The 26,765-nt window shown below is 41.5% G+C and carries 28 protein-coding genes and 1 pseudogene; all 29 read left to right on the top strand.

The window, feature by feature from the left end; translation table 11 throughout:
- Nucleotides 1-280 (top strand): integrase core domain-containing protein (locus tag BUB35_RS01905; RefSeq protein ID WP_143158920.1); only part of this gene is annotated, 280 nt, incomplete at its 5' end.
- Nucleotides 281-420: 140 nt separating this feature from the next.
- A complete protein-coding gene (locus BUB35_RS01900; RefSeq protein WP_072848541.1) occupies nt 421-792 on the top strand; it encodes a DUF3846 domain-containing protein in 372 nt (123 codons plus the stop codon).
- A 129-nt stretch (nt 793-921) separates the two neighbouring features.
- A complete protein-coding gene (locus BUB35_RS01895) occupies nt 922-1,182 on the top strand; it encodes a hypothetical protein (RefSeq protein WP_072848523.1) in 261 nt (86 codons plus the stop codon).
- A gap of 48 nt (nt 1,183-1,230) precedes the next feature.
- Nucleotides 1,231-1,401, top strand: coding sequence for a hypothetical protein (locus BUB35_RS18980; RefSeq protein WP_159432848.1), 171 nt, complete (start codon nt 1,231-1,233; stop codon nt 1,399-1,401).
- A gap of 191 nt (nt 1,402-1,592) precedes the next feature.
- Nucleotides 1,593-1,994: a DUF3849 domain-containing protein gene (locus BUB35_RS01890; protein ID WP_072848521.1), complete on the top strand. Its 402-nt coding sequence runs from the start codon at nt 1,593-1,595 to the stop codon at nt 1,992-1,994.
- 155 nt (nt 1,995-2,149) lie between these two features.
- Nucleotides 2,150-3,322, top strand: a complete 1,173-nt coding sequence (locus BUB35_RS01885) for a DNA cytosine methyltransferase (protein WP_330391043.1) — start codon at nt 2,150-2,152, stop codon at nt 3,320-3,322.
- The gene (locus BUB35_RS01880) at nt 3,285-3,956 is read left to right on the top strand and encodes an antirestriction protein ArdA (RefSeq protein ID WP_072848517.1); all 672 of its coding nucleotides are present in this window, start codon (nt 3,285-3,287) and stop codon (nt 3,954-3,956) included. The genes BUB35_RS01885 and BUB35_RS01880 overlap by 38 nt, the downstream gene beginning before the upstream one ends.
- A gap of 59 nt (nt 3,957-4,015) precedes the next feature.
- Entirely contained in the window at nt 4,016-4,354 is a 339-nt protein-coding gene (locus BUB35_RS01875) for a hypothetical protein (protein WP_072848515.1), read from the top strand.
- Nucleotides 4,355-4,577: 223 nt separating this feature from the next.
- Nucleotides 4,578-5,540: a DNA adenine methylase gene (locus BUB35_RS01870; protein ID WP_072848513.1), complete on the top strand. Its 963-nt coding sequence runs from the start codon at nt 4,578-4,580 to the stop codon at nt 5,538-5,540.
- Nucleotides 5,541-5,820: 280 nt separating this feature from the next.
- Nucleotides 5,821-6,129: a hypothetical protein gene (locus BUB35_RS01865; RefSeq protein ID WP_072848511.1), complete on the top strand. Its 309-nt coding sequence runs from the start codon at nt 5,821-5,823 to the stop codon at nt 6,127-6,129.
- Between the two features lie 17 nt (nt 6,130-6,146).
- Nucleotides 6,147-6,425, top strand: coding sequence for a hypothetical protein (locus tag BUB35_RS01860; protein WP_072848508.1), 279 nt, complete (start codon nt 6,147-6,149; stop codon nt 6,423-6,425).
- A gap of 14 nt (nt 6,426-6,439) precedes the next feature.
- On the top strand, nt 6,440-7,579 hold the full coding sequence (locus BUB35_RS01855; protein ID WP_072848506.1) for a hypothetical protein: 1,140 nt from the start codon (nt 6,440-6,442) through the stop codon (nt 7,577-7,579).
- On the top strand, nt 7,569-8,447 hold the full coding sequence (locus BUB35_RS01850; protein WP_072848503.1) for a class D sortase: 879 nt from the start codon (nt 7,569-7,571) through the stop codon (nt 8,445-8,447). The genes BUB35_RS01855 and BUB35_RS01850 overlap by 11 nt, the downstream gene beginning before the upstream one ends.
- Before the next feature lie 79 nt (nt 8,448-8,526).
- Nucleotides 8,527-9,291: a MerR family transcriptional regulator gene (locus tag BUB35_RS01845; RefSeq protein ID WP_072848498.1), complete on the top strand. Its 765-nt coding sequence runs from the start codon at nt 8,527-8,529 to the stop codon at nt 9,289-9,291.
- Nucleotides 9,292-9,365: 74 nt separating this feature from the next.
- Nucleotides 9,366-10,115 (top strand): CHAP domain-containing protein, encoded by a 750-nt coding sequence (locus tag BUB35_RS01840; RefSeq protein WP_143158919.1) that lies wholly within the window; start codon nt 9,366-9,368, stop codon nt 10,113-10,115.
- 86 nt (nt 10,116-10,201) lie between these two features.
- On the top strand, nt 10,202-15,718 hold the full coding sequence (locus tag BUB35_RS01835) for a SpaA isopeptide-forming pilin-related protein (RefSeq protein WP_072848492.1): 5,517 nt from the start codon (nt 10,202-10,204) through the stop codon (nt 15,716-15,718).
- Between the two features lie 61 nt (nt 15,719-15,779).
- Nucleotides 15,780-16,118 (top strand): DUF3852 domain-containing protein, encoded by a 339-nt coding sequence (locus BUB35_RS01830; RefSeq protein ID WP_072848490.1) that lies wholly within the window; start codon nt 15,780-15,782, stop codon nt 16,116-16,118.
- A 274-nt stretch (nt 16,119-16,392) separates the two neighbouring features.
- Nucleotides 16,393-16,692 (top strand): nucleotidyltransferase family protein, encoded by a 300-nt coding sequence (locus BUB35_RS01825; RefSeq protein WP_072848488.1) that lies wholly within the window; start codon nt 16,393-16,395, stop codon nt 16,690-16,692.
- Nucleotides 16,682-17,050: a HepT-like ribonuclease domain-containing protein gene (locus BUB35_RS01820; protein ID WP_072848486.1), complete on the top strand. Its 369-nt coding sequence runs from the start codon at nt 16,682-16,684 to the stop codon at nt 17,048-17,050. Before BUB35_RS01825 ends, BUB35_RS01820 begins: the two co-directional genes overlap by 11 nt.
- Before the next feature lie 176 nt (nt 17,051-17,226).
- Nucleotides 17,227-17,580, top strand: a pseudogene (locus tag BUB35_RS01815) (conjugal transfer protein TrbL family protein).
- A gap of 86 nt (nt 17,581-17,666) precedes the next feature.
- Nucleotides 17,667-18,338, top strand: coding sequence for a response regulator transcription factor (locus BUB35_RS01810; RefSeq protein ID WP_084730510.1), 672 nt, complete (start codon nt 17,667-17,669; stop codon nt 18,336-18,338).
- Nucleotides 18,316-19,800 carry a sensor histidine kinase gene (locus tag BUB35_RS01805; RefSeq protein ID WP_072848482.1) on the top strand — a complete coding sequence of 495 codons (1,485 nt, stop codon included), beginning with the start codon at nt 18,316-18,318 and terminating at the stop codon, nt 19,798-19,800. The genes BUB35_RS01810 and BUB35_RS01805 overlap by 23 nt, the downstream gene beginning before the upstream one ends.
- A 136-nt stretch (nt 19,801-19,936) precedes the next feature.
- A complete protein-coding gene (locus BUB35_RS01800) occupies nt 19,937-20,797 on the top strand; it encodes an ATP-binding cassette domain-containing protein (protein ID WP_072848479.1) in 861 nt (286 codons plus the stop codon).
- An 89-nt stretch (nt 20,798-20,886) separates the two neighbouring features.
- Nucleotides 20,887-22,983 (top strand): M1 family aminopeptidase, encoded by a 2,097-nt coding sequence (locus tag BUB35_RS01795; RefSeq protein WP_242949173.1) that lies wholly within the window; start codon nt 20,887-20,889, stop codon nt 22,981-22,983.
- Nucleotides 22,976-23,689, top strand: a complete 714-nt coding sequence (locus BUB35_RS01790) for a hypothetical protein (protein WP_072848475.1) — start codon at nt 22,976-22,978, stop codon at nt 23,687-23,689. The genes BUB35_RS01795 and BUB35_RS01790 overlap by 8 nt, the downstream gene beginning before the upstream one ends.
- A gap of 222 nt (nt 23,690-23,911) precedes the next feature.
- Nucleotides 23,912-24,772, top strand: coding sequence for a conjugal transfer protein TrbL family protein (locus BUB35_RS01785; protein ID WP_200777559.1), 861 nt, complete (start codon nt 23,912-23,914; stop codon nt 24,770-24,772).
- A gap of 18 nt (nt 24,773-24,790) precedes the next feature.
- Entirely contained in the window at nt 24,791-26,050 is a 1,260-nt protein-coding gene (locus tag BUB35_RS01780; RefSeq protein WP_072848471.1) for a hypothetical protein, read from the top strand.
- Nucleotides 26,051-26,064: 14 nt separating this feature from the next.
- Complete coding sequence (locus BUB35_RS01775; protein WP_072848469.1) at nt 26,065-26,490, top strand: hypothetical protein; 426 nt, start codon at nt 26,065-26,067, stop codon at nt 26,488-26,490.
- A gap of 14 nt (nt 26,491-26,504) precedes the next feature.
- On the top strand, nt 26,505-26,765 hold the full coding sequence (locus tag BUB35_RS01770; protein WP_072848467.1) for a hypothetical protein: 261 nt from the start codon (nt 26,505-26,507) through the stop codon (nt 26,763-26,765).

Here is a 26,765-nt window from a genome sequence, read left to right as displayed (position 1 = left end):
CCACAGCGACCAAGGATTTCAGTATACCTCACAAGCGTACTTTAACCTGATTAAATCTTATGACATTACGCCCTCCATGTCAAGACGAGCAAACCCGTATGACAACGCTATGGCAGAAAATTTTTTCTCCATTCTCAAGGCAGAGTGTATCTACCGCCATAAACCAGCTTCATTCTGTGAAGCCAACGAGATGATTGACCGTTATATTTATTTTTACAACCATGAGCGCATCCAGTTAAAAACCGGAGAGCCGCCGCTTACGCGACGCCTCTCCACTTAAAACTTCATATTTTCCTACATAGAGGCCTTTTTGTGCTGTCCGCACAATCTGGAGCAGTTCACAATAAACTAGGGCTTTTATTTTTAGAGATAACAAGAATGCAATTAGAAATAAACCGTATTTACAAAGGAGAAAAATATGTGAAAGAAGAAAAAATCAGAGTTTTAATGATAGAACCACATAAATATCCACAAGAACACATTTTAAAGAATGACTTAAATTCAATGCAGGAGGCAGTAGGAGGACTGATAGATATTATTGGTTTGGAGGAAAATGTATGCGTACTGCTCAATGATGATGGCAAACTGATTGGTCTTGACGGAAACAGACGGCTCTGGAACGGGGATATTATAGCTGGAACTTTTTATGTGTGCGGAAGCGACAATGAAGGAAATTTAACTTCATTGAATGATGAACAGATAGAAAGATACAGTCAAATGTTTTTTGAGCCGCAGGAATTTAGAAAAGAAGAAGTTGAGGAAACAATCAGAATTGATTTTTTCATGTTTTGAGTCAGTAATGTTTATATTCTCTATTGAATAGAAATATAAACCCATAATTTTTTTAAGAAGCGGTTGAAGTGTAACTGGAACTGAGGAATATTGAGAATAAGTATATAAATGAAAGAAGGGAAAAACCATATGAAGATTATTATTACTGACGACAAGGAAATGAATGAAGATGGCGAAAGAGATTTCCGCATATGTGACAGAGTAAACGAGTTGATTGACAGGCTTTCAAAAGTAAGTGACATTAAAATTCTGGTTATAGGTGAGAAAGAAAACGAGAAATACATAACAGTTCCCCAAACACTGATAAATGAAGCAGGACTCAATGGCGATGAGCTTATGGTCGTTAGTTCAGAAGGAAAAATAGAGATTTGTCCGGCAGAGGATTTTTGAGAGACGCAAAAACGTCTTTTTTATTAGAGGCACTAAGAGTGTACATAGTTGAATTCCGAGACAATAAGGATAGACAAAAGAACTTCAGAATGGCAGCCAAAAATTTATATAGATATTTTTAGCTATATAAAAGAAAAAATGAGTGGAGGTGATTGCGGAACCAGAACGCTTCAGTTATCAGAAGCGATGAAAGAAAATATGAAAGAACAGCAGTTATAAAAATGTGATGGCAGGAACATGAACATTCATGTTCTTTTTTTATGCCGGAAAGGAGCAGAAATGAAAAGAAAGTATCCGCAGAAGAATAAACAGCGCCCAGCGAAAAAGCTTCCGCCGGAGAGCAAAGTCCAGCCTCATAAAAGAGTAAAATACCACAGGCGCTCTGATCAGATATACGGGAGGTAATCCATATGGAAAAAACATCCCATAAATCTAACGCGCAATGTGCCAAAGATATAGGAGAAGCCATTAACAGTCATTTCGATGGGTTTCATTACCATACAGGATTTGAGAAAGAACTCATCGAAACCTATGGCTTGGAGCGAGTCAAATATGTTGTTGCTTATAACATCCGGCAAAAGCTTCACGATGGAAGAATCAGCAAAGAAAATAAGACCTGGGCATTACAGAGCCAGAGGAACCAAGGTGAAAATAACCCCAAACCGGAATATACGATCCATACCCACAGCGGTATGCTGGATTTATTTGCTAACAACATCCGAGAACAACAGTTTACTCATGAAGCAGAAGAAAACCTGAAAGAAGGTGATACCAATGAAATAGAAAGAATTGATATGGATATGCAGTTATAAGCGAAAAATAAGGCGGAGCGATCCGCCTTATTTTTGTTTTAGGATTTTGAAAACAAAACCATAAGACAAATCGAAGCGAAGCAGAAAAATCTCTTTTCGCTAGTGTCTTCAAGGTTGTTGTATGTTACCTCAGAAAAAAGGAAACGTCAACAGCGTTGAAAGAAAAAGCAGCGAAAGGAGAAATGTTTATGTATTTTTTGGATTTTTTTGCTGGAATCGGTTTGTTTCGCTTAGGACTGGAACAGGCGGGATTTACGTGTAAAGGACATTGCGAGATAGACAAATACGCCAATATGAGCTATGAGGCAATGCATAATCCAAAGGAGGATGAGTGGTTTGAGAAAGACATCACCAAAGTCCGTGCCGACAGCTTACCAGATGTCGATCTTTGGGTTGGAGGATTTCCTTGCCAAGACGTTTCAATGGCCGGGGAAAGAAAAGGACTATACGGAGAACGAACTGGCTTGTTTTTTGAGTTTGTTCGGCTCCTTAAAGAGCGAGGCGACAATAAACCCCGATGGCTTATCCTTGAGAATGTTAAGGGACTCTTTTCCTCTGGCGGAGGCTGGGATTTTGCCGTTGTTTTATGTGAACTGGCCGCATTGGGGTATGGTATTGAATACGCACTTGTTAATTCCAAAGACTACGGAGTGCCCCAAAACAGAGAGCGCGTGTATATTATCGGAGATATTACAGGACGAAGTACCGGAAAAATATTTCCTCTCAGAAGATCAGGCACAAAAACTCTTGAACAGATTATTGGAGGTCCGCAGGGAAGCAGAATCTATAACACAGGAGGCGTTTCACCAACTATCACTTCTGGAACAGGAGGATTAGGCGCAAAAACAGGACTTTACTTTGTGGCTAAGGACAAGAAAAAAGGCGTTGTGCCAAAAGACATCTGTGGCACAATAGACGCATGTTACGGTCATGGATTAGGTCCAAACCAGCATAGGACAGGCATTTTGGAAAGCAGGATGCCAAGAGCTCTGCTGAATCCATGCAAAGAAAAAACAAGGCAGAATGGAAGGAGGATTAAAGAAGAAAACGAGGAAATGTTCACACTTACGGCATCCGACATTCATGGAATTCTGCTGGATTCCCGAATTCGAAGGCTGACGCCGCTTGAAGCGTTTCGCCTTCAAGGTGTGCCGGATGCGTACTTTGAAAGAGCTGCCAGTGTGTGTTCTGACGCGCAGTTATATAGGCAGATCGGAAACGCGGTAACAGTGCCTGTGGTGCAAGCCATAGGAGAAAAATTAGCAGAATATTGGAAAGGGGAAAATGAATATGATTCAAGTTATTTTTTGCAGCAGACATCTTTATAACGAGAAAAATGAGATTGATGTTTCTCTTGAACTCCCGACAGATACGGAGACCGTAAAACGATATATGGAAACCGCGGGTATCAAAGATAAGAATGATCTTCTGATCAGTGATTATACAATTCATGAGCTATACGCGGGAAGCTGCGGAGAGTATCAAAATTGGGTTGGCGCAGATTTGAATGAGTTAAATTACCTTGCGGAAAGGCTGGAAAAAATGTTTAATGAAGATATGTTTGAGGAATACTGTGCTTTATTGCGTATGTATCAGCCTCAAAACACAGCCGATATGATCAATCTCTCCTATGGCTTTGACAAAGTATCTTACGATCCTGAGATTAAAAATAATCAGAAATTAGGAGAATATGTTGTAAAAAATAATCTTTTTGAGGTTTCGGAAGATATGAAATCATTTGTGGACTATAACAAGGTAGGAGAACTTTATCTTGATACCATGAAACATTCAGAAGATGCGGGCGTTATGCAGGTCAATGAGGACGGCTGCATCTGCGACATGCATAAGGGACAGGAAAGATATGCTTATTATGACGGAATGAATATTCCAGACGAATATATGATTTTGACAGAAGCTACCTTTGAAAATGAAGAACCGCCACAGCAGGATATTCAGAACTAAGAACAGGCAAACAGACAGACGGCCTGTTTTTTTATTGCTTATTTAAGGAGGATTTTTACATGATTCATTTGTATGCAGCAAGTGAGAAGTTGACAAAGGAAGGAAAAGATATTTGTGTCAGATTAACGCTTCCCGCGGAAGAAAATGAAATCTGGATTGCACTCCAGAAAGCAGAAATGGAATCTTTAGATGACTGTGAGATTTCCGATGTAGAGTGCGATGTTGAAGAAGCTCAGACATTTTTGTATTCTTTAGAACTCAGTAAAGCGAATATCTTTGAGCTGAATGTTTTTGCCGGATTACTTTCAGCTTTGCCGGAAGATGAATTGAGGCTTTATTGCGAAAAGTTAAAAGAAAAATCGCCTCAAAACCTGAAAGAAGCTATTTACGGTATTTAATACAAGCAGAATAGGTATCTTTATTACGCAAAGATAGCCCCAAAACATATGCAGATCAACAATGGAAAGATAATTAAAGGAATGTATGTATAAGAATCTTCTTGAACATACCAAGCCAAAGTCATGCTCAAAGTAATGAACAGGATGATTACGAAATAAAGCTGTGAAAAGAAAGGAGGTCAAATATGGATGATAAAGGCTCATAGAAAGAGGTGGCAGAATAATGATGAACAGCTTCTTCCCCTGGATTGGGGGAAAGAAACTTATGAGAGATATTATATTGGAACGATTCCCAGTGGATTACGACAGATACATAGAAGCCTTTGGAGGTGCGGCGTGGATACTGTTTGCCAAAGAACCGGAACCCTTTGAGGTGTATAATGATTACAACTCGGATTTAACAAATATGTTCTATGTGGTAAAATACCGCCCTCTTGCCTTTTTGGAAGAACTCGGCTTTCTGCCATTGAACGGCAAGGAAGAATTTGAGTTTTTCCTTGACTGGAACAAAAGAAAGGATTTCTCGGTTCCCTATGAAAAAGAGGAACTGGAACTGGCGAAGCACTACCTGACTCCCTTGGAATACGACCAGTATAAAGAAATGATAGACAACAGAGCTATATTGGGAGACGTCCGCAGAGCGGCTAACTTCTATAAACTAATTCGGTACAGCTATGCCGGAGGAAGCAAAAGCTATAACGGACAGCCGGTAAACATTATGCAGACATATCAGACCATATGGCAGGCCAACAGACGGCTCAATGAAAACGGTATAAAAACCGAGAGTGATAAAAGAAAAGCTATCGGCCGCGCCGGAAAAGGCGTAATTATACAGAACAAAAGCTTTGACGAGCTGATTCCGCTTTACGACCGACCAAAGGCTTTTACATACTGCGACCCGCCATATTACGGGACGGAAAAGCTTTATACCGCCAAATTCTCAAGAGAAAGCCACTTCCATTTACGGGATGTGTTAGGCAGTGTAAAGGGTTATTTTATGCTTTCTTATAATGACTGTGATTTTATCAGAGACTTATACAGGGGATATTATATTGAAAGCTTTGAAAGACTCAACAGCATATCGCAAAGATATGATCCTGGAAATATGTTCAAAGAGCTTCTGATAACAAACTATGATACAAATGAAAGAAAAAGGAGACAGCCAAGACAGCTTACCCTTCTTTGATTGATTTATTCCAAGCGTGGCTTTATAATATTTTCTATAAAACACGTTTGGAGGATAATAACAATGTACTTTACTTGCGGAAAATGCAGATATACATTTGAAAATACAGAAAAGCCTGAACGTTGTCCAGACTGCGGAAGCAAGACAGTTCGAGAAGCTGATGTATCTGAGATAAAGGAATATCTGAATTTTAGGAAAGAATATGAACAGTAAACAGCTTAATAGTTTCTTAGTAAGACGCGAAAGCGTCTTATTTTTTGGCAAGAAAGGATGAATAAGCATGGAGGTAAAGTGTTATAAAACAGTAGGAGCAAAAGGCAGGATATATATTCCGGTGTCTATATGCCAGATAGCCGGAATCGACAAGGAAGATGTGGTATGCGTTACAGGCAGAAACGGAGTGATATTGATTAATAAGGCTGAGGTAGCGGCTAAGAATCCCATTGAATTGCTTCAAAGCGGTCTCAAGAGAGAAAAAGAAGCCATGGAGCTGGAAAAGAATAAAATAAAGAATAACGCTAAAAAAATGTTGGAGGAAGGACATTCTCTGGACGAGGCTCTGGAGGAAGTCCTTTATTTTTTGTTCTGAAAAAGGAGGCGGATAACATGCTCAATATTGAACAGGAGCTTGAAAAATACAAAGTATCCAAAAGTTTTATTGAGGACTGCGAGAGCCTGAAATCTGAATTTATTATCAAAAAAGGCTATATGCCAAACGACATGGAAATTGAAAAAACGGTCTTAGAGGAAAAAACAAAAGCACTTTTAATTAAAAAGGAATGCGAGGAAAAAGGCCATGTTTTCTCCGATGAAGATGAGGAAGTGATATTCGGTGAGATATGGGTATGCTGCCAAAGATGCGGCGAATGGTTAAAAAAATCATAAGGAGGTGCGAAGTTATGAAAACAATACTGCTGTGGATTGTACTGTTTATTTCCGCTGTCTTTCCAATTCAGGCGGCAGCTCAGGAAAATCCCGCTGTTCAGTTAGAAACTCAGGAAAACATACCGGCTCCCATATCTGTTGAGCGAAAAAATATCGATGGAACAGAGTATCTTATTAAGGTATACGATATAGCCGACGGAACAGAGCCGGAACAGCTGATTGAAAATGATTTTGAACTGGACGGGTTTCTGTTTTCCCATGAAACAACAGATAAAAAGGTGAATGAGAATACCGACACAAAAGAAGCAACAGAGGAAGTTAGTGTTGAAAGTCAGTCAAAAAATCTGGAGGACGTAGTCAAACTGTTTCCGGCCACAAAGGAGTATAATCAGGACGGCTATAAAGGTTCTCTTGCCCTTGATACCGGAAGTATTGTAACTGAGGCGGCTGGATACACAACAAAAAATTATACCGTTTCGACTACAAAGGAATACCCTGGACTGATGTACGCAGACCCCTCCTTTGTTTCTCAAACAGTTGTAAAAGACGGGTATACCCTTCCCCTGACAGACGTCAGCTGGACTGTAATGGGAACCAGCCTTGCCGGTGACAGCCTTGTACCGACAGAATATAAGGCTGTGGCAACATACGCCAAAACCTTCAGCAGCCAGGTGCCAACCGGATACGTTTCTAAGGCCAGATATACGGGAACAGTGGCAAAAACTCAAACCGGTTCCATAACATATACATTAACCTATACTGGAATACCGCTAAAAACAGGTATGCCTCTTCCGCTTAAAATTATTACGGCGGTAATTGGAATCCTTCTTTTGGCGGGGCTTTTGATTTTGCTGTGGCTGTTCCTAAAATCCCGAAAAGGCGCTGAAATTTACAACCTGATTGACAAGGAATATATCTGTATTGGTCATCAGGCTGTAACCCCGAAAGAACCGGTTATTGATCTGAACGAGTTTGACGACTTAATACAAAGCAATGTGTTCCGGTTTATTTTGGATAAGCAGACAACAAAGGCACTGTTTGGCAGAAATATAGCGGTTACATTTAAAGATGTAACCATAAAACACAGAGTAAACGAGCGCGTGAAGGAATATACTTTTGACTTGGATATGGGAGGTGTTTTGGATGCGGAATAGATTGTTTTTGATTTTTCCTATGCTTTGTTCCATGATGTTCTGCACGCCTGCATATGCCCTTGACTCCGATCTGTCCTATGACTTTATTACCGAAAATGAGGAAGAGTTTGTAATAGTTGGAGAGTCAAACATCAATATCAGCGGTCAGATACCAGATTATCTCTATGACATTTATGATATATCTCCTCAGCCTGTGTATGATTCTGAGTACGGCTCAAATGTGGTTACTCCAAGGGAACCTGTATTAAACCATAATACCTACGCTCCGGCAAACGCGCCAAACGCCAATGAGTATATTCAAAGCCCGTCAGGTCTTGTTACCGGAATAACAACAGGCGGAGGAACAAGCGGAAGCTGTACCGGAAATATCTCCTCCGAAGGATACATTGAAAACAACAATAATTACAGCTCAGTGCCGGATTATACATACAACGAGGATTACTTTCAATACCCCATAACCGATGTGTCGGAGGTGCGGGACTCCTCAGACGGAAGTATCGGAACACTGCGTATACCGGAAATCGACCTGAAGGTAACGGCCTATGATGGAGATACATATGAGGCTATGAAAAAAGGCGTTGGACATATCGCCTTCACCAGCGCGTGGGATGGGAATATCGGTCTTGTGGGACACAACAGAGGCTCCAATGATTATTTCAGAAAGCTGAAGAACCTTGAGCTGGGCGATGAGATTACATATAAAACAAAGTTAGGCACAAGAGAATATGAGGTTACATTTATAGGAAGAATAAGCGAGACAGACTGGTCAAGACTGCAATACACAGATGACAATAGAATTACGCTTATTACATGTGTGGAGGACGTTCCTGACAAACGTCTTTGCGTTCAGGCTGTGGAAGTGGATTAAAAACTTTTTCAATAATACCCCTTGACTTTGACGCTGCGTAAACCTGTAAAATAAAGTTACAGTAAGGAGGCGGATATAAATGGAATATAATATTAGTCAGTTATCAAAATTATCTGGAGTGAGCGCGCGCACTTTACGGTATTATGACGAGATAAATCTTCTTCACCCTTCAAGAACAAACGAAGCCGGATACAGGTTTTACGGCGATAAAGAAGTTAACCTGCTTCAGCAGATATTGTTTTATAGGGAAAGAGGACTGTCTCTCGAAAAAATCCGCTTCATACTGTATGACGAAAACTTTGATATGCTTAAAGCCCTTAATGAGCATTTGACAGAACTTGAAAATCGAAGGGAACGGCTTTCAAAATTGATAGACACAGTGAAGGACACAATAGCGTCTGTGAAAGGAGAATTTATTATGCGCGACTCTGAAAAGTTTGAAGCTTTTAAAAAAGATATAGTAGATCAGTATGAGAAGTTATATGGCGAGGAAGCCAGAGAAAAATACGGCGACAGTGAGGTAGATATGGCTGTAAATAAAGTGTTGTCCCTATCTAAAGAGGATTATGAAAAATTTCAAACTCTTGGGAAGAAAGTGATGGAAGCTTTGAAAGCAGCCGTAATATCAAAAGCAAGTCCCGAAAGTGAGACAGGACGCAGTGTTGCCTCCCTGCACAAAGAATGGCTCGGATATTCTTGGAAAGATTATACGGAACAAAAACATAAAGGCGTAGTCAGTTTATACGTGCAGGATGAGAGGTTTAAAAAATATTACGACAGAGAGCAGAACGGCTGCGCTGACTTTCTTCTTGCTGCGGTAGATTTCTGGGCTGAAAAATTATAAAAAACTTGAAGTGTAGGTGGAATTAGGATACAAAGGAGGTAGATATATTATTATAAAATATGGAGGCGGTATATATGAAAAATAAGTTGTTTGGCTTTGTTCTGTTGATTGCTCTTTCTGTATCCTATGCGTCATCTGTACTGGCCGCTGATAACTATTCATTGCCATGGAAAGGAGCCGAAATTACTGAGGTTACTTACGATGAATATGGCTGGCCGACAGTACACTTTATTGTTCCATCTGAAGAATTAATAAGCAATGCGGAAGCGGAAAATCCGGAAAGAAAAACAATACCGCCGCTTACGGAAGCGCCGGAGGTCGGTACAACGCTTGGGAAAATACTAAAAGACGGAGAAAACCTTGATTTGACCAGAGCCTCCAGTTATGAAGAAGCCTACGCCACATTTTCCATAGGAGAATGCGCATGGTATGCTTACGGAAGGTTTAAAGAAGTGCATGATATATGGCTGCCATTGACACAGGGCATGGGCGGAATTAAAGAATGGCTTCAAAACGTTCGCCTAAGCGATGGAATAAAAGCGGAATACAGCATAAATGATGTACCTGAGCAATCAATTGCCGTCTATATACCAACAGAGGAATTCAGAGACTGGCCGGGGCATGCTGTGTTTGTGGAATATGTGGAACGCGATGAAAATGGAACGCCTATAACCATTTATTACACAGAAGCGAATGGAACGTATGACATAAATAAAAGCAAGTTTGATCCTGATTATGACGGAACAGTTAGAAGGAAAACTTTTGATGAATTTAAAAATCCATACGGTCTTGAGCTAAAAGGCTATATTCTGCCAAACAAATAAGCATAAAATTATAGAAAAACCATATCTTCTGAGACTTTGTTATAAAACAGAGTCTCTTTTTTATTGCTGAAAAGGAGGAAAAATGAATGAAAACAATAAAGAGATTGTTCTCGTTTTTGTTGGCGGCTATGCTCCTGTTAACATCCGGCGTAACGGTTTTCGCGGGAGACTCTCTTGAAACGGCTTTAAATAAGGTGAATCTTTATATAAAGCAGGACAAGGGTCCACAGCTCCTTACATGGAAAGGCATTATAGACGCTGAAAATTTCGCGCCTGCCGTTATTGTTTACCGAACAGATGACGGGCAGGAGCTTCCAGCCTACTGCGCGAACCCAAACCGACCTGGCGTTGAGGATTTAGCCGCGAAAACATACGATGTCGATGTAGATCAGCTTGATACTGACCCTCATGTTTGGGGAGTTATCACAAACGGTTATCCCTATAAGTCACCGCAGGAGCTTGGGGTATCAACAGATTATGAGGCATACTACGCAACAAAAATGGCTGTTTGGGCTACAGTGCATGATAACTACAGCAATCTTAATGATTGGCAGGCTAACGGCGAACACAACGAATCTGTGCTTCAGGCAATGAAGTCACTTGTGGCAAAGGGACAGGAAAATCAATATGTATATGCCACATGGCTGGCGGTTAATCCTGCAACTCCCTCTGCTGTTGATGATGGAGAGTATTTAACACAAGAGTATACTATCAAATCAAATGTTGAAATTAATAGTTTTCGGGTTGTTTTAGACGGTGATGTGCCGGAAGAAACAAAGATTACTGACGCCAATGACAATGAAAAGGACACATTTGACGGAAGCGAAACCAATATAAAAATTAAAATACCAAAAACCGGAGAAAACAGAAACGGCAGCTTCAGAGTTATTGTGAAAGGAAAGCTAGAAAACAAAGCCGTTATGTTTGGACTTTCTCATGATGCTCAAAAACAGGATTACTATGTAGCTCCACTTCCCTCTTATAACGGAGACTCTTGGGCGGATGTAATTTATGCGGAAGTTATCGGAACAGAACCAGAAGAACCGGACAATCCGGATATTCCGGTTCCAGACGGAAGCTTGCAGATTTTAAAAGTAGCGTCAGGCACTACAAAAGGTCTTGCCGGAGCGGTGTTTAAAGTGGAAGTGGATGGAAAAACAATCGGACACTATGTAACAGACAAAAATGGAGAAATACAAATAGATGATATTTCCGGTACAGTATCAATTACTGAGGAAATACCGCCGCTTGGATATGTCCTTGATGAAAACAATCATAAAGATGTCGAGATTAACGATCCCGATAAACCTACCGTTGTAACTTTCTCCAACGAGGAAATGGCTGAATTGGAAATTAAGAAAGTTGACGCCGATACTGGGGAAGGATTAAGCAATGCGGTAATTCGTGTGGCGCTGGATGGAGGCAGCGACGCTTACGATGTATATACAAACGCTTCCGGTACAGCCACACTGACTAATTTAAAGAGTGGAACCTATACGGTAACTGAAATTGTGGCACCGGAAGATTATATACTGAATAATACGCCGGTATCGGTAAAACTGGAAGCCGGTAAAACAGCGTCCATTACATTAGAAAACCATGCGAAACCTGGCTTAGTAATTAAAAAATATGATGAGGACACAGGATACCCTCTGTCTGACGCGGAGTTTTCTATTGCTAAAAAAGGCGGCAGTATCATATATGAAGGCATGACAGATAAAGAAGGAAAAATAAAAGTTGAAGGTTTGGAAGAAGGCTGGTACACCATAACTGAAATAGCTGCGCCAAAGGGATATTTAATAGCACAGGACAGCAAAGACGTTTATCTGGATGGCGGGAAATGTGTGGAAGTGAAATTTGATAACCGCCTGCGCCCTTCTCTTCAGATTATGAAAATAGACGAGGAAACAAAAGAACCATTGGCTGGAGCAAAATTCAGAGTTACAAAAACTGAGGATAAAACAGTTAGTGAATATGTTACTGATGAAACAGGAACAGTAGTTATTCGGGATTTAGATGAAGCTGTTTATACTGTAGAGGAAATAGAAGCTCCAAATGGGTACCGTATCGATCCAGACAGCCACAAAGATATTGCCTTGGAATGGGGAAAGACTAAAACGCTGATTTTTTCTGATACAAAAAATCCTGTCCTTGAGATTTTAAAAGTGGATGCTAAAACAGAAGAACCGCTGGCAAACGCCAAATTTAAAATCACCAAAACAGAGGACGATACTGTCAGTGAGTATATGACTGATAGAAATGGAAAAATTACTATCGAAAATCTTCCGGAGGGTATCTATACAGTTGAGGAAATCTCGGCACCGGACGGATATATTCTTGATACACAGCATAAGGAAATTGAACTGTCAGCCGGCGACATCAAACAGCTTGTGTATGAGAATACAAGAAAACCAACTCTGATTATCACCAAGACAAACGCTCTTACCGAAAAACCTATCCCTAATACAACATTTAAAATCGAATATGAGGGAGAAAACGGCGGCATTGTTCCACTCGGCACATACAAAACAGATAAAAACGGACAGATTATATTAAAAAATGTTGATGCCGGCTGGTATATCATAACGGAAATAAGACCGGCTCAGGGTTTTCAGCTTCCTTCTAACCCCGTAACCAGAAAATATCTTGCAGAAGGTGAAAATGCTTACAACGAAATATCCCAAAATAATAATACAGTTTCAAACAGCACAAACAATATAACTATCAACAGCAGTCAAAACAACACAACAGCAAGCGAAACTCTTTCAAACTCTATAACGGTAACAAGTGGAAATGACTATATTGGCGAAGAAATTCCAAACTACCCTCTTAATTCCATTGTAATTAAAAAAACAGACGCGATTACCTCAGAAATGCTGGAAGGCGCTGTATTTGAAGTACGAAAAGTATCTGAAGATATTTCAGGGAACTCAGGCACGATTATAGGGCGTTATACTACTGACAGTTCGGGTATTATTGTCATTACCGGACTTGAGGCAGGCGCATATATCATTGAAGAAGTGCAAAGCCCAACACACTACTTAATCAGTGAAAACTCGAAACAACAGGCATGGTTAAAAGCCGATGGCACATCTATAGTAGAAGTGGCATTTGCCAATTACCCATATGGCTCTTTGCTGATAACAAAAGTGGACGGATTAACAAATCAGCCTTTAGGCGGTGTAAAGTTTAAAGTAACTACGGGCAATGGAACTGTTGAGGGCAACACTAACGGTATCTATGAAACAGACAGCAATGGCGAAATACTGATACCAAATCTGAAACCGGACAGCTATGTTGTGACGGAAATAGAAACTTTAGAAAACTATGAACTGGATACAACGCCACAAACCATTGATATAGGGACAGATGGAGAAGTTTACAAAGTATCTTTCAAAAATCAGCCTAAATCATCTCTTGTTATTTTCAAAAAAGACGCTGACACCGGTGAACCGCTTCAAGGAGTAAAATTTAAGGTTACAAATGCGGACGGTACTGTTATAGGCACTTCAAACGGTATTTTCACAACCGACCAAAATGGCAAAATTGTGATTTCAAATATTGGCAAACAAACCGTTACAATAGAAGAAGTTGAAACGCTGGAAGGATACGCTCTCGAAACGCAGCAAAGAACTGTGTCTATAGACTATGGAAAGACCTACACAGAAGAATTTACAAACACAAGGCTTGCCTCTCTTGTAATCAAAAAGATTGACGAGTATACAAACGAACCTTTGTCTGGAGTTAAATTTCTTGTAGAAAAACAAAACGGAGAGTATATCGGAGAGTACACCACAGATAGCACAGGAACAATCAACGTTCCTACTCTCGAACCAGATTGGTATATTGTGCGTGAATTAAAAACAAAAGACGGTTATATACTCGACGAAACGCCTAAAACCATTGAAGTAAAGAAAAGTGTGCCAACTGTTGTCACATTTACCAATAAACCGTTATCAGGAATCAAAATCATAAAAACTGATTCCGAAACGGGTGAGCCATTGGAAGGAGTAACTTTTTCAGTATCTAAAATGAATGGTGAAAAAATTGGTTCATTTAAAACAGATAAAGAAGGCATGGTTTATGTATCAAATTTAGAGGACGGATATTATACCGTTACCGAAACAGAAGGTTTGGAAGGTTATCATTGGGACGAGGAACCGAGAACCGTTGAAGTAAAAACAGGAAAACAAACTATTGTTGAAATAGAAAATCAGCCCTATTCCGGTCTTGTTATAGAGAAAACCAACAGCAGAACCAGTGATCCTATTGAGGGGGTTGAATTTCTTGTGACAAAATTCAACGGAGAGCAGATTGGATATTACGAGACTGATGATGATGGTCTTATCATCATAGAAGGTCTTGAAGAAGGAACCTATCTGGTAAAAGAAACGGAAGCCGCTGCCGGTTATCAAATCGATAATGAATCAAAAGAAGTGGAAATCAAAGATGGAAAGAGAACCACATTAAAAGTAAAAAACGACCCTCTTTCCTCTGTTCTGATACGCAAAATAGACTCTATTACTGGTGAAGGAATCGAGGGAGTTGAATTTCTTTTATACGACGGCGATGGAGAACCGATTGGTCAGTTTGAAAGCGACAATGAGGGTTATGTATGGATTAGGAAGGAACTGCCTGAAGGAAAATATAAGCTACGTGAAATAGAAGCTGCTGAAGGGTATATTTCAGATGATGAGGTAAAGACGTTTTATGTACAGAAAGGAAGAACAACGGAAATCATTTGGAAAAATACACCGCAGACAGGACAGATTGTAGTTACAAAACGCTCCTCTGAATTTAATGAGCTTACCGGCCTTCCAGCAGGCTCGCCTTTGGAGGGGGCTGTGTTTGAGATTTATAACACAACCGGAAACATGGTGGACAGAATGACCTCCGACAGCAGAGGCATAGCCGCATCAAAGGGTCTGCCTGTTGGAGTTTATATTGTGAAAGAGGTGTCTTCACCAAGATATTACGCGCTGAATGACAGAGAACTGTTGGCTGAAATCAGGCATAACGGTGATATTGTCCGATTTGAGGTGCTGAACAGCAGTATTGATTTAAACATTACTGTGCAGAAAAAAGGCCCTAACTCAGCAAGTCCGGGACAAAACATCAACTATGAAGTTTATGGTGTGACAAACGGCTCCTCCGGCAAGCTGGAAAACTTCTATATTCACGATAGGATTCCGACAGACGCCACAAGGGTAAGCAAGATAACAACCGGAACCTACAATGAAAGAATGTACTATCAGATTACATACAAAACCAACTATAGAGACTATATAGTATTGGCGGATAATCTGTTGACAAGCAACGATTATGAGTTTAGTCTCCATTCCAACGCCCTTGGATTACAGAACGGAGAGTATGTAACAGACGTCCGTCTGGAATTCCCGCAGGCGAGCCCCGGGTTTACACAGACAAAAAGCATGCGTGTATTCTGTCAGGTACTGCCAAGTCTTCCAAAGGACTACCGTATCACCAACAGAGCCGATGTGGGAGGCAGATATGGAAACGAGTGGGAATCAGCGCTAACAAGCTGGAACACAACCGTATGGACAAATGAAACGGCGACTCCGCTGCCAAAAACAGGTTATTAATTCAGTTAAGGGAATGGCTGAAAAGCCATTCCCTATCTTACTTTAACAGGAGGAATAATCTATGGAAAAAAAGATAGAAAAGACGCTTATTATTTTTTCGTGTGTATTGATTTTTTTAGCGCTTTTTTCTCCCACAGTATTTGCTGCCGGAGAAGTATCCGGCGCTATTGAGCAGACATGGCAAACAGCCGCTACACAGATCAAAGATGTAGTCAACAACGTGGTGTTCCCAGTTGTGGATTGTGTATTGGCTGTTCTGCTTTTTGTAAAGCTGGCTATGAGCTATTTCGAGTACAAAAAGCATGGAGAGTTTGAGTTTACTCCGGCGGCTATACTGTTCTTCGGACTGGTGTTTGCCCTAACAGCGCCGCTCTATATCTGGGATATTATCGGGATTTAAGACAAGAAAATTTCATTGAGATAAGTCTATAAAAATGGTATAATATCCATAATAATAGAAGAAAATAAGAAGTGTAAAGTTAAAACGAAAGACATCTAATGAACCATCAAGCAAATGCGTCTATAGCAATGAAATAAACGCCTCTTAAAAGAAGATAAAGACAAAATCCGCTTTTCTATCGGAAATGACCTGAAAGTGTTATTCGCGAATTGGCGGAAGAATATCATAAAAACACATTGATAAAAGATATTTTAAACATAAGGAAGTGAGGAATATGTCAAAAGTTTATACCGTAGAGGAATTGAAAGCCATTATTATTCCCATTGCAAAAAAATATGGGATCAAAAAAGTATATCTCTTTGGTTCCATGGCGCGTGGAGACGGCAATGAAAACAGCGACATAGATCTTCGTATTGAAAAAGGCAGTCTGAAAGGTTTATTTGCTCTTGGAGGATTTTATTCCGAAATATCGGAAGCCCTGCAAAAAGATGTGGATGTTGTGACAACCGGCAGTCTGGAACAGGAATTCCTTGATGAGATTAAGGAAGACGAGGTGCTGCTTTATGCGGGCTGACAGAAATGCGGAAGTGCTGAAACACATGGTGAAGTACTGTCGACAGATTGAAGAAACCGTTCTGCGTTTCCAAAAAGATTTTGAAGTGTTTTCCAAAGACTATGTCTATCAAAACGCAGTTGCTCTTTGCGTGCTTCAGATAGGCGAATTGACAACAAAGCTGACAGATGATTTTAAGCAAACTTATACAGGGATGCCTTGGAACCAAATTAAAGCTATGAGAAACATTGTGGCGCATAATTACGGCAGCATTGATGCGGAAATATTATGGGAAACCATTGAAAATGATGTGCCGAAACTGAAAGAGTATTGTTTGGAAATCATCAATATATTAAATAAAAATAATGAAGATAAATAATAAAAGAGAAAAGCCTTTATTTTAGAAATAAGGGCTTTTTTCATGGAAAAAAGAAGAATCGTTATGGAATTATTTAGCAATCTGATCCATGTAAATGAAACAGAAAAAGGTGATGAAAATTTATGTTTGGCATAGACTTAGCCGTTGACGGAGTGCTTGATAAGTTTTGCGACTAGATATACAGCAAGCTGATATCTTTCTTCGGCGACTTTTTCAGTATGATAAATATGATGGGAGCGGAACTCTTTGAACTGGAGTGGATCAAGGGGGATTCTTCTCTTTTTTAATTACTTCACCTGAGCACTATACGGTGTGGAACTGGTAGTGGGGCTGTGTTTGATATGGCAATCGAGGCTCAAAGAGGGAAAGACGGCTTTCAGGACGTAGGTTTAAACGCCATAAAAGGCTTTTTTGCCGCCAGCCTTTTCACCATTGTTCCGGTGGATTCGTATGTGTTTTGCATCAACATATTACCGGATGTAATTTTAGATTTCATGTGTTATTATTTGAACGAGTATTATTTTATGTAACCGGCTGTATAACTTCGCATAAAATAAGAAAATCTCCATAATAAATTCATAAACCTATGTTACACTTTCCGAAAGAGGTGTTTAATTTGAAAAAATTGTTGATTGTGGAAGACGAGCCGGATATTCAAGAACTTTTAGAAGCATATCTTCATGACGCGGGATATGAAACAACTATCGCAGGAGATGGCGTGGAAGCTCTGGCAAAATTTCAAAAGGATAAATTTGACTTAATTCTTTTGGACTTAATGTTACCTAAAATTGATGGATTTGGTGTATGTGAATTTATTCGCCGAGAGTCTAATGTGCCGATTTTAATGCTTACCGCCCTAGATGGGGAACAAGAACAACTTCGTGGATTTCGAATGGAAATTGACGACTATGTAACTAAGCCCTTCTCAATGCCTATTTTACTGCAAAAAATTCGGGCGATTCTGCGCCGTACTTCAGCAGAAAAAGAAGAAAATCGATGTCTGCGCTACCGAGATCTGACATTAGACTTGGATGGAATGGAGGCTGTTTTGGCGGGACGTTCGCTGGATTTAACCACGCGGGAGTTTGAATTGCTCCAAACTTTGATTTCCAGCCCCGGACGTGTGTTCACCCGTGAAGTCCTTCTTGCAAAATTGTGGGGTTACGATTTTTTTGGAGACGAGCGTGTGGTGGATAGTCACATTAAAAATTTGCGGCGCAAATTGGGTACAGAATACATCGAAACTGTAAGGGGAGTGGGGTATCGTGCTGCGAAAGAAAATCCATGAAAGTTTGACTACTCATATTTTTTTAATCACTGCTCTCGTTTTACTGGGGGCTGGAACCATCACTTTCGGTCTGATTGCTTGGGCCACCCCAAGTACATATACCGCTGTTCTCAATGATGATCTGACCGGACAGGTAAATACATTGGTAGAAAAGTTGGAAGATACCACTCTGGAGGATTGCGGCCCGATTCTGGATGCCTTTCTCCGTGATTCTGGGGCGGATGCTATGTTGGTAGGACCAGATGAGCAAATTATCAATACCGGCTCTCAGTTTGCAATTCAATCCGTATATGAGGATACTGGTACTGTTTCAGCAGCGGAGGACAGTTCTGCTGTTACTTACGCAACTGACGTGTTAGATACGGATGAGTCTGTGTCAGTTACCATGTCTGATCAAGCCACTATCGTAGCTGATGTGCATTTTTCTGATCGTTTAGGTGTTTATACGCTTTATGTTACACCTCGGCTGCAGGCAGAGAATTTGGCTGTAAAAGCTCTGATTCAAATGGCTCCGTGGCTATTGCTGACTTTGCTGATTTTCTCTTTGTTGGGGGCTCTGGTTTATTCAAGATACATTACCCGTCCCATTGTCCGGCTAAGTGGAATAGCAGGGAAAATGGCTGACTTGGATTTCAGTTGGACTTGTGAGGAAACCCGTCAAGATGAAATCGGTCATTTGGGGCGGAGTCTAAATCAGATGGCGCAAAAACTTTCAAATGCCTTGCGCGAACTTAAAGCCTCGAATGAGGCACTACGAGGGGAAATGGAACAGGAACGGGAATTAGATCGTCAGCGGATGGCGTTTTTCTCTGCGGCATCTCATGAGCTGAAAACACCTGTAACCATTTTGAGAGGCCAACTTTCCGGTATGTTGGATGGCGTGGACGTCTATCGGGACAGAGAAAAATACCTTGCCCGTTCCCTCCAGGTAACTGCTCGTATGGAAAAACTGATTCAAGAAATTCTGACCATTTCCCGTATGGAGGCGCAGGATATTTCTTGTATTCAAGAGAAAATAGATGTTTCTGAAATGGTAGGGCAACAGTTGAAATTAGATGCTGATCTAATTCAGCAACGACACTTAAATGTAACTGCCGATCTATGCCCCGACTTGATTGTATATGGAGATCCATCTATGCTGGCAAAGGTCATTGGAAACCTGCTTTCCAACGCAGCGCTTTATTCCCCTGATGGTGAGGAAATTCGCATATGGACAGGTTTGAAAGAAAATAGCCCTACATTGACAATCGAAAATACGGGCGTCCATATTGGAACGGCAGCTTTACCACATTTATTTGAGGCATTTTACCGCGAAGAACAATCCCGTAACCGCCGTACAGGCGGCAGCGGCCTTGGGCTTTACTTGGTGCGGATTATTCTGGACCGTCATAGAGCGAAATGCTGGATAGATAATACCGCTGAAGGTGTTTTGGCAACTGTTTGCTTCAAAAATCCACAATAACATCCTGTAAGGGAAAGCGTGCACTTGATAAAATCAGGCGCACGCTTTCTTCATATAAAACACATATTGGCTCCATATCCTCTCCATATAAGCTCGGTATTCTATGGCTAAAATTCAAAAGAGAGGAGATTAACCTATGCAAATTGAACTTAGAGATCTGAGCATGACCTATCCTAACGGGAAGCAGGTCTTGCAGCATTTGAATCTCTCATTAAAGGCTCCAAGTCTGATTGGTCTGCTTGGGCCCAACGGAGCGGGCAAGTCTACATTGATGAAACTGCTGGTGGCTGCTCTTATGCCTACAAGCGGCTCGATCTTGGTAGACGGGCAGCCCCTTGCTAAAACAGAACGTCTGCTAAAATCAAAATTGGGCTATCTTCCGCAGGACTTCGGTCTTTTTGACGAGTTAACTGTGGTGCAGTTTTTGGACTACATGGCTGCTCTAAAAGGGCTGCATAATCCCAAAGGGACAATTCAAGAAGTCATTCGAGCTGTCAACTTGGAGGAGAAAACCAAATCGAAAATCCGCACACTGTCCGGCGGCCAACGACAACGAGTGGGAATTGCCCAGGCGCTGCTGGGGAATCCCACGTTCCTCATTTTCGATGAGCCTACGGTGGGATTAGACCCGGAGGAACGCATCCATTTCCGCAACCTATTCTCGCGCACTGCCCAGGATAGACTGGTGCTGCTCTCTACCCATATCATTGAAGATGTTCAATCGATATGCGATCAAATTGTTGTGATTAACCACGGCAGGGTATTGTTTACCGGAACGCCGGAAGAATTGATTCAAACCGCTGTTGGTCATGTGGGTGCTTTTTGGGAAAAAGATTCCATCATGGAGCAGGGACTGCATATCACAGCACGGATAAATACAAGCCAGGGCATCCGATGCCGCGCAGTAGCGGATAAGCTCCCCACCTATGTCAAGGCAGTGGAACCTTCTCTGGAGGATGCTTATCTTTATCTGATTTCCAGGGAGGCTGCACAATGAAAACAATCCGTTTATTTCCTTTGGAATTGTGCAGGCTCCTGCAAAGTCGTTTTACTTGGCTGATGATAGGGTTGTCGGTGCTCTCACCTGTGATTGGTTTGATCTTCTATAAACCGGCTGCTGCCAGCACGATGCTTTCCATGTATCTTGCAAATCCGGCCATTGCCGGAGGTATTGCAGGCAGCGTTCTGTTTGGGACGCTGACTGTCTTTGAATTAGACCGAGCTGTTCGAAGCCGTGTAGATGTTTTAATAGATTCAACAGTTTCTCCGCTTTGTATGGCGCTGGTGCGTCTGTTAGTCATGATGGTTGGCGCTCTGATAACCCTGGGACTTACTATGATGGTTTGGCTGCCAATCAGCAAATGGCTGATTGGCGCAGTATTCGGCATCGTAGATTATGTGTTGGCATATTTGATTCTGATGGGACTTGCCATGCCGCTTGGGATTCTGGCTGCCGCCGCTGCGTATCAGTTTACCCGTCGGGTAGATCTGTCCTTGGTACTATTTGCCGCCTTTGCCGCTCTTAGTTTAACCGTATGGGCTGATAACTGGCAGTTATGCTGGCTCAACCCTTGTGTGTGGGCGCTGTCTGACGACTTTTCCAACTTCCGAATTTTTCGTTCAGTGGGATATATGCGCCTGACGTGGCTCGTGGCACTCTCCGGTGTGTGGACAATTTCTTGGCTTTGTGTACGACAGTATGGGAAAGGACTCTTAGGTTCTTTGATATGGAGCGTACGACGGGCTTACCGCCCGGCCGTTGCGCTGATTTTACTGGCTTTTTCCGGAATTGCCTATGCCGCCCAGCCTATGGTAGATAACAGCAATCCGGATGAGACGGCAATGTTGTTCTATGAAGTACCCTATGCGGAGGAGGTAGTTTGTACCGGACGCACCGCTGAGGTATTCCCAGATGTCAATTCCGGAATACTGTCCGGCTATGCAGCCTATCAATTTCAAAACAGTTCTGGTCAGGAACAGGGGGTAGCGTTTGGTATCAATCCCGGTTATACCATCTCCAATGTTCAAGCGAATGGTTTAGATGTACCGTTCTCAGTGAGCGACTATCAGGAATATAACGAGGCCATGCTGGAGGTTACAATCCCTGCTGACAAACATGTGGAGCTGACAATGGAATATGGCGGTTTTCCTCAGGAGAGCGCAAATATGTCCACCATGCAGGGCAGTACAGAAATCAGTGAGGAATATCTGTGCCTGGAAAATGCAACGCTTTCTCCCCGCTTGATGAATGTTCTGCCTGACGAAAATATGTACCCGACTACAATTGAGATTACTTTGCCATCTTTCATGACTGTGATTCCTTTTGGAAGCAGTAATGCTCAGGTTGTCGCTGAACATGAGAACGGAACCAAAACTTGGCGTTACGAGGGAAACAGCACCGGCGGCATTGTCTATGCGGGGAATTATATCCGAGAAGATGTTGTAGTTGACGGGTTTACTATTGAGTTCTACTATGGCCGTAAGCATCAGGCTGTTATGGAGGCAGCAGGGGCAGTGGAAGCCATCAAGTCAGTGGTGGACTACTGCGTTGAACACTATGGTTATCTATCATTTGGAGCTGATAATAAGCTCAAACTTATTCAGAGCCGGGTTTCCGGCGGCGGCTATGCCGCAGGCGGGGCCAGCTTACTGGATGAGGCCGACTTCACCTCTGAAAATCTTTCTAATGCTGATAAAGGTGCGGGGACCGGAGAGGTTATGATCCATGAGTTGGTGCATCAATGGTGGGGACTTGGTAATATGTTTGATGTATCCGATTCCAGCAGCCTTTGGTCTGCCGAAGGGCTGACAGTTTATACGACCTACCGTATTGTCAAAGAACTCTACGGTGAAGATTACGCCCAGGAGTACTATGTAGCTCAATGGCAGAAGGCAGTAGATGACTATTACCTGGACTTCTATGTGCGAAATCCGGACTATTTGGATGCTTTGCCGGTGGACAAGCAACTGGAGATTACGGATAATCTGACCTATGTGCGGCAATATTGTGAAATGCCGCTGAAAATATTAAAGGCCGAGGCTCTGGTAGGTGGTGAGGAGGCTATGGATCAGATTTTAAACGGACTGTTTAATCGGGAATTAGACCCCATATATCCCTATCTGACCTATCAGGAATTTTTGAATGCCTGCGGGCTGACTGAGGAGGATCTGAACCTTGCGTAAAATATTCGGATATGAGTGTAAACGGCTGCTTTGCAACAAATTTTTTATTGGGCTGATATTGGTGATTCTGTTCTATGGCTGGCAGGTACTGAATCGTGTAACGATTTTGGGAGTATCTCATACCGCGCCATTTTCCCCTTGGAGCTATGGAGATTATCTAAGCCGAATGATTCCTTTGCTGTGGATTGGCGCATTATTTTTCCTGACATTTTTTACTTCCAAAGCCGAGCGGCGAAGAAAGGTTATAACCTCCGCAACGCCAGTGAAGCCATCTATTTATGGGCTGGTACGATGCTGTGCTGCCCTAACGGGAACCGCACTGCTTGCTTTAGTGGTCATTCTGCTGGCGATAGTGTTTTATGGACAGATGTTTCATTGGTATGACTGGAGTTCTTTGCTTTTGCCGACATTCCTTACACTGGTTCCACCTTTGATTTTCGCTTTAGGCAGCGGCTGGCGTCTAGGTCGTCTGAGTGCTTGGCTGCTCTTTGTGTGGATGTTAGTTCCGATTTTGCTGATGACGCTGCCGCTTCCGGAGTTTCTGGGGCTGCTGAATGGAAATGTATTTGTGGAGCGTCCCCTTACCCTTAACATATTGGATCCTGCATTCTCTTTATCCATAGGAACCGTTATTACTCAATGCGTCTTATTGCTTACAGGTATATTATTTCTGGTAGTATCACCCACGAAAAGTAAAAAGCATTGAGACTACCCGCCCGCAGCAAAAGAAAAAAGCCGTCTTTCTCTTTGCACTTATGCAAACGAATGACAACTTAAAAGGACACGGAGGCTTTCTGGATGTATCCCGTGTCCTTTTTATGAAATACGCAAATATACGTATTGAGGAAAAGATAAAACAAAAGGAGCTGAAAAATAAAAAGTGTAGTTTTAAAATTTTTCTATATAAATTCAAACAGAGGTGATGAGGTTGTTTGGCTTGGATTTAGCCGTTGACGGAGTGCTTGACCAATTCTGCGACTGGATATACGGCAAGCTGATATCTTTCTTCGGCGACTTTTTCAGTATGATAAATATGATGGGAGCGGAACTCTTTGAACTGGAGTGGATCAAAGGGATTCTGCTCTTTTTTAATTACTTCGCCTGGGCGCTGTACGGTGTGGGACTGGTAGTGGCTGTGTTTGATATGGCAATCGAGGCACAAAGAGGGAAAGGCGGCTTTCAGGACGTAGGTTTAAACGCCATAAAAGGTTTTTTCGCCGCCAGCCTTTTTACCATTGTTCCGGTAGATTTATATGTGTTTTGCATCAACCTGTCAGATAATCTGATAGAAGCCATAGCCGGAATGACAGACTCGCCAGATAAAATTGGAAATATGACAAATATGATTTTTGGGAGTCTTGCGACACCTGGCTCAAATATTTTAGTGACTATCGTGTTTATCATACTTATAGGCTATGCGGTTATAAAAGTGTTTTTCGCTAACCTGAAGCGAGGCGGCATACTGCTTGTTATGATGGCAGTGGGCAGCTTATACATGTTCAGTGTTCCAAGGGGCTATATGGACGGCTTTGTTTCATGGTGCAAGCAGGTGATCGCCTTGTGCTTAACGGCTTTCCTTCAAACCATTGTGCTGATAGCCGGACTTGTTACATACAACACAAATATGCTTCTGGGTATTGGTCTTATGCTGTCGTCAACTGAGGTGCCAAGAATAGCGCAGAACTTTGGCCTTGACACAAGCACAAGATTTAATATCATGAGCACTCTTTACTCCACTCAATCGATTATTAACATGGCGCGAAACGTAAGCAGAGTTGTAAACAAATAGCGGAAAGGAGGCGCGGTTATGAAAGTTACATTGGCCAATAAAACCATAAGAGACACAACCGAAATAACAATAAGTCTGCCGGAAAGAGATAGCAAGATATCTGAGTTTGCGGAAAAACTTTATATACCGGAAATAAGCGCTGATAAAAACTGCGTTGTCCTGCAATGCCGTAAATTCCCGTTTATAGAAGGCATGGAAGTAAATATAGACGAGCTGAATTATCTGGCAAAAAGGATAGACGGCTTTGACTTTTACGAGGCGGAAACATTTTACACAGCGGCGGAAATGGAAAAACCTGACACGGTTGAGGATTTAATAAACCTCAGTTTTCAAATTGACAATTACTTTTTGATTGACTTAAACGATAAGGACACAAAAAAATTAAACAGAGTTTTTCTTTTTAAAAAATATGGCTCAATGCCGGTATCAGAGCTTGACACAGCGGGGACAGAGAAAATAAACGAGTTTTTTAATTCCCGTAAAAAAGGGTATGTTGGGGAATACGGCATAATATTCAAATTTAAAGAAGAAGCCCAAAAGCTATATGACGGTCTTCATTTTCCTCCGTATTACTATGGAAAAAGCTCGGCGCTGCTTTTGGAAGGAACCAATGAGAATGGACAGCTGAAAATGGAGTTTATTGAAATTCCCTGCGATAACATAACTATTGATAAAGCCCTTTACCATATGGGTTTGGATAAAATCACAAGACCGCAAATATCAATAGACAACTGTGGTGAAGAACATATATATAACAAAATTCAGAGAATTACTGAAGAACTTTCCATGTCCATAAAGGAAAAGCTGTACACTATGAACCTTTATTCCAAAGCCATTGAGACTATGCCTGATATGGGAATGCTAAGCAGGCATAAAACCATAGAAACGGTTTTGGATATATGTAACCCTCAAAATACTGAGGAACTGACGCTTATTTTAAATGGGGCTGATGAGTTTAAACTTTATGAAGGAGTAACTGATTACAGGGAATACGCGCTAAACATATTGGACAGTCCCGAATATCATTTTCCGGATGATATAAAGGCGTTTATCCGTCTTGACGCATACGCGAGACATTGTCTTTCTGAGAAATGCCATCTATTTACTGAAAACGGGCTTGTTGTGTATAGGGGAAGCAGCGAAAACATAATGAATATGATAGGACGCAGCAACATGTTGGAAAATGAAATAAAAAGCGGTTTGGCTGAGGACGAGGGAGATTTATATGAGGACCCTGAAAATGACGTCGGCAGTCAGGATATGGATATGTTTTTTTGAAAGGAGGCGGTAAAATGAACTTTTTTGAAAACGAACTCAGGAGAATATTCAGTAAAACTGAAGGAATACAAAATCTAAGATATATAGGAAGAAGCTGCTATGGAAAATTAAGCAGCGATATTCGTTTGAAAGCGGAGTTTGTAACAAATGGTGTGTCAGAACAGTTTGAGGTGCTGAAAGTAACGCTTATAAATAAAGCGGATGGTGAAATTGACCATGTTAAATTAAATTTGGCGGATGTTTTTGGTTTGAAGGAAATAAACACTTCCGGCATAGGCAAAACGCCGCCGTACATATGGATTTATCAAGGAAAAGCTCAATGGTATCCTTGCCGTCCGAACACTAACGATTATGTAAAATTGGCGGAAACTATAAGCGGATATATTTCCGTGTTCTCAAATGAACCTGCGCAAAATGAAAGCTTTGATATGGATATGTGAACCGAGGTGATGTTATGTATATTTACCCGGATAACCTGAAGGGCAAAAGCACTATGTTCCTTTGGACATTGAGGGATATGCTGATTGTAATTATAGGGGCTGTGCTGTCCGCCGCCTGCACCGCTGTGTTTGATTTTATTATTCCAGGCGTGGCGGTTGGCGTATACGCCTTTTTGACTATCCGCATTGACAATGAGCTGAATATTTCGGACTATATCCGCTTTGCTTTTCGGTTTTTTGTAACGGAACAGCAGGTTTTCTATTGGAGGCTTTGA

It is taken from the genome of Anaerotignum lactatifermentans DSM 14214 (assembly GCF_900142265.1).
Taxonomy (GTDB): Bacteria; Bacillota; Clostridia; order Lachnospirales; family Anaerotignaceae; genus Anaerotignum; species Anaerotignum lactatifermentans.
Note: the sequence above shows the minus strand (reverse complement) of the source record. Positions and strands in the feature narration are given on the sequence as shown.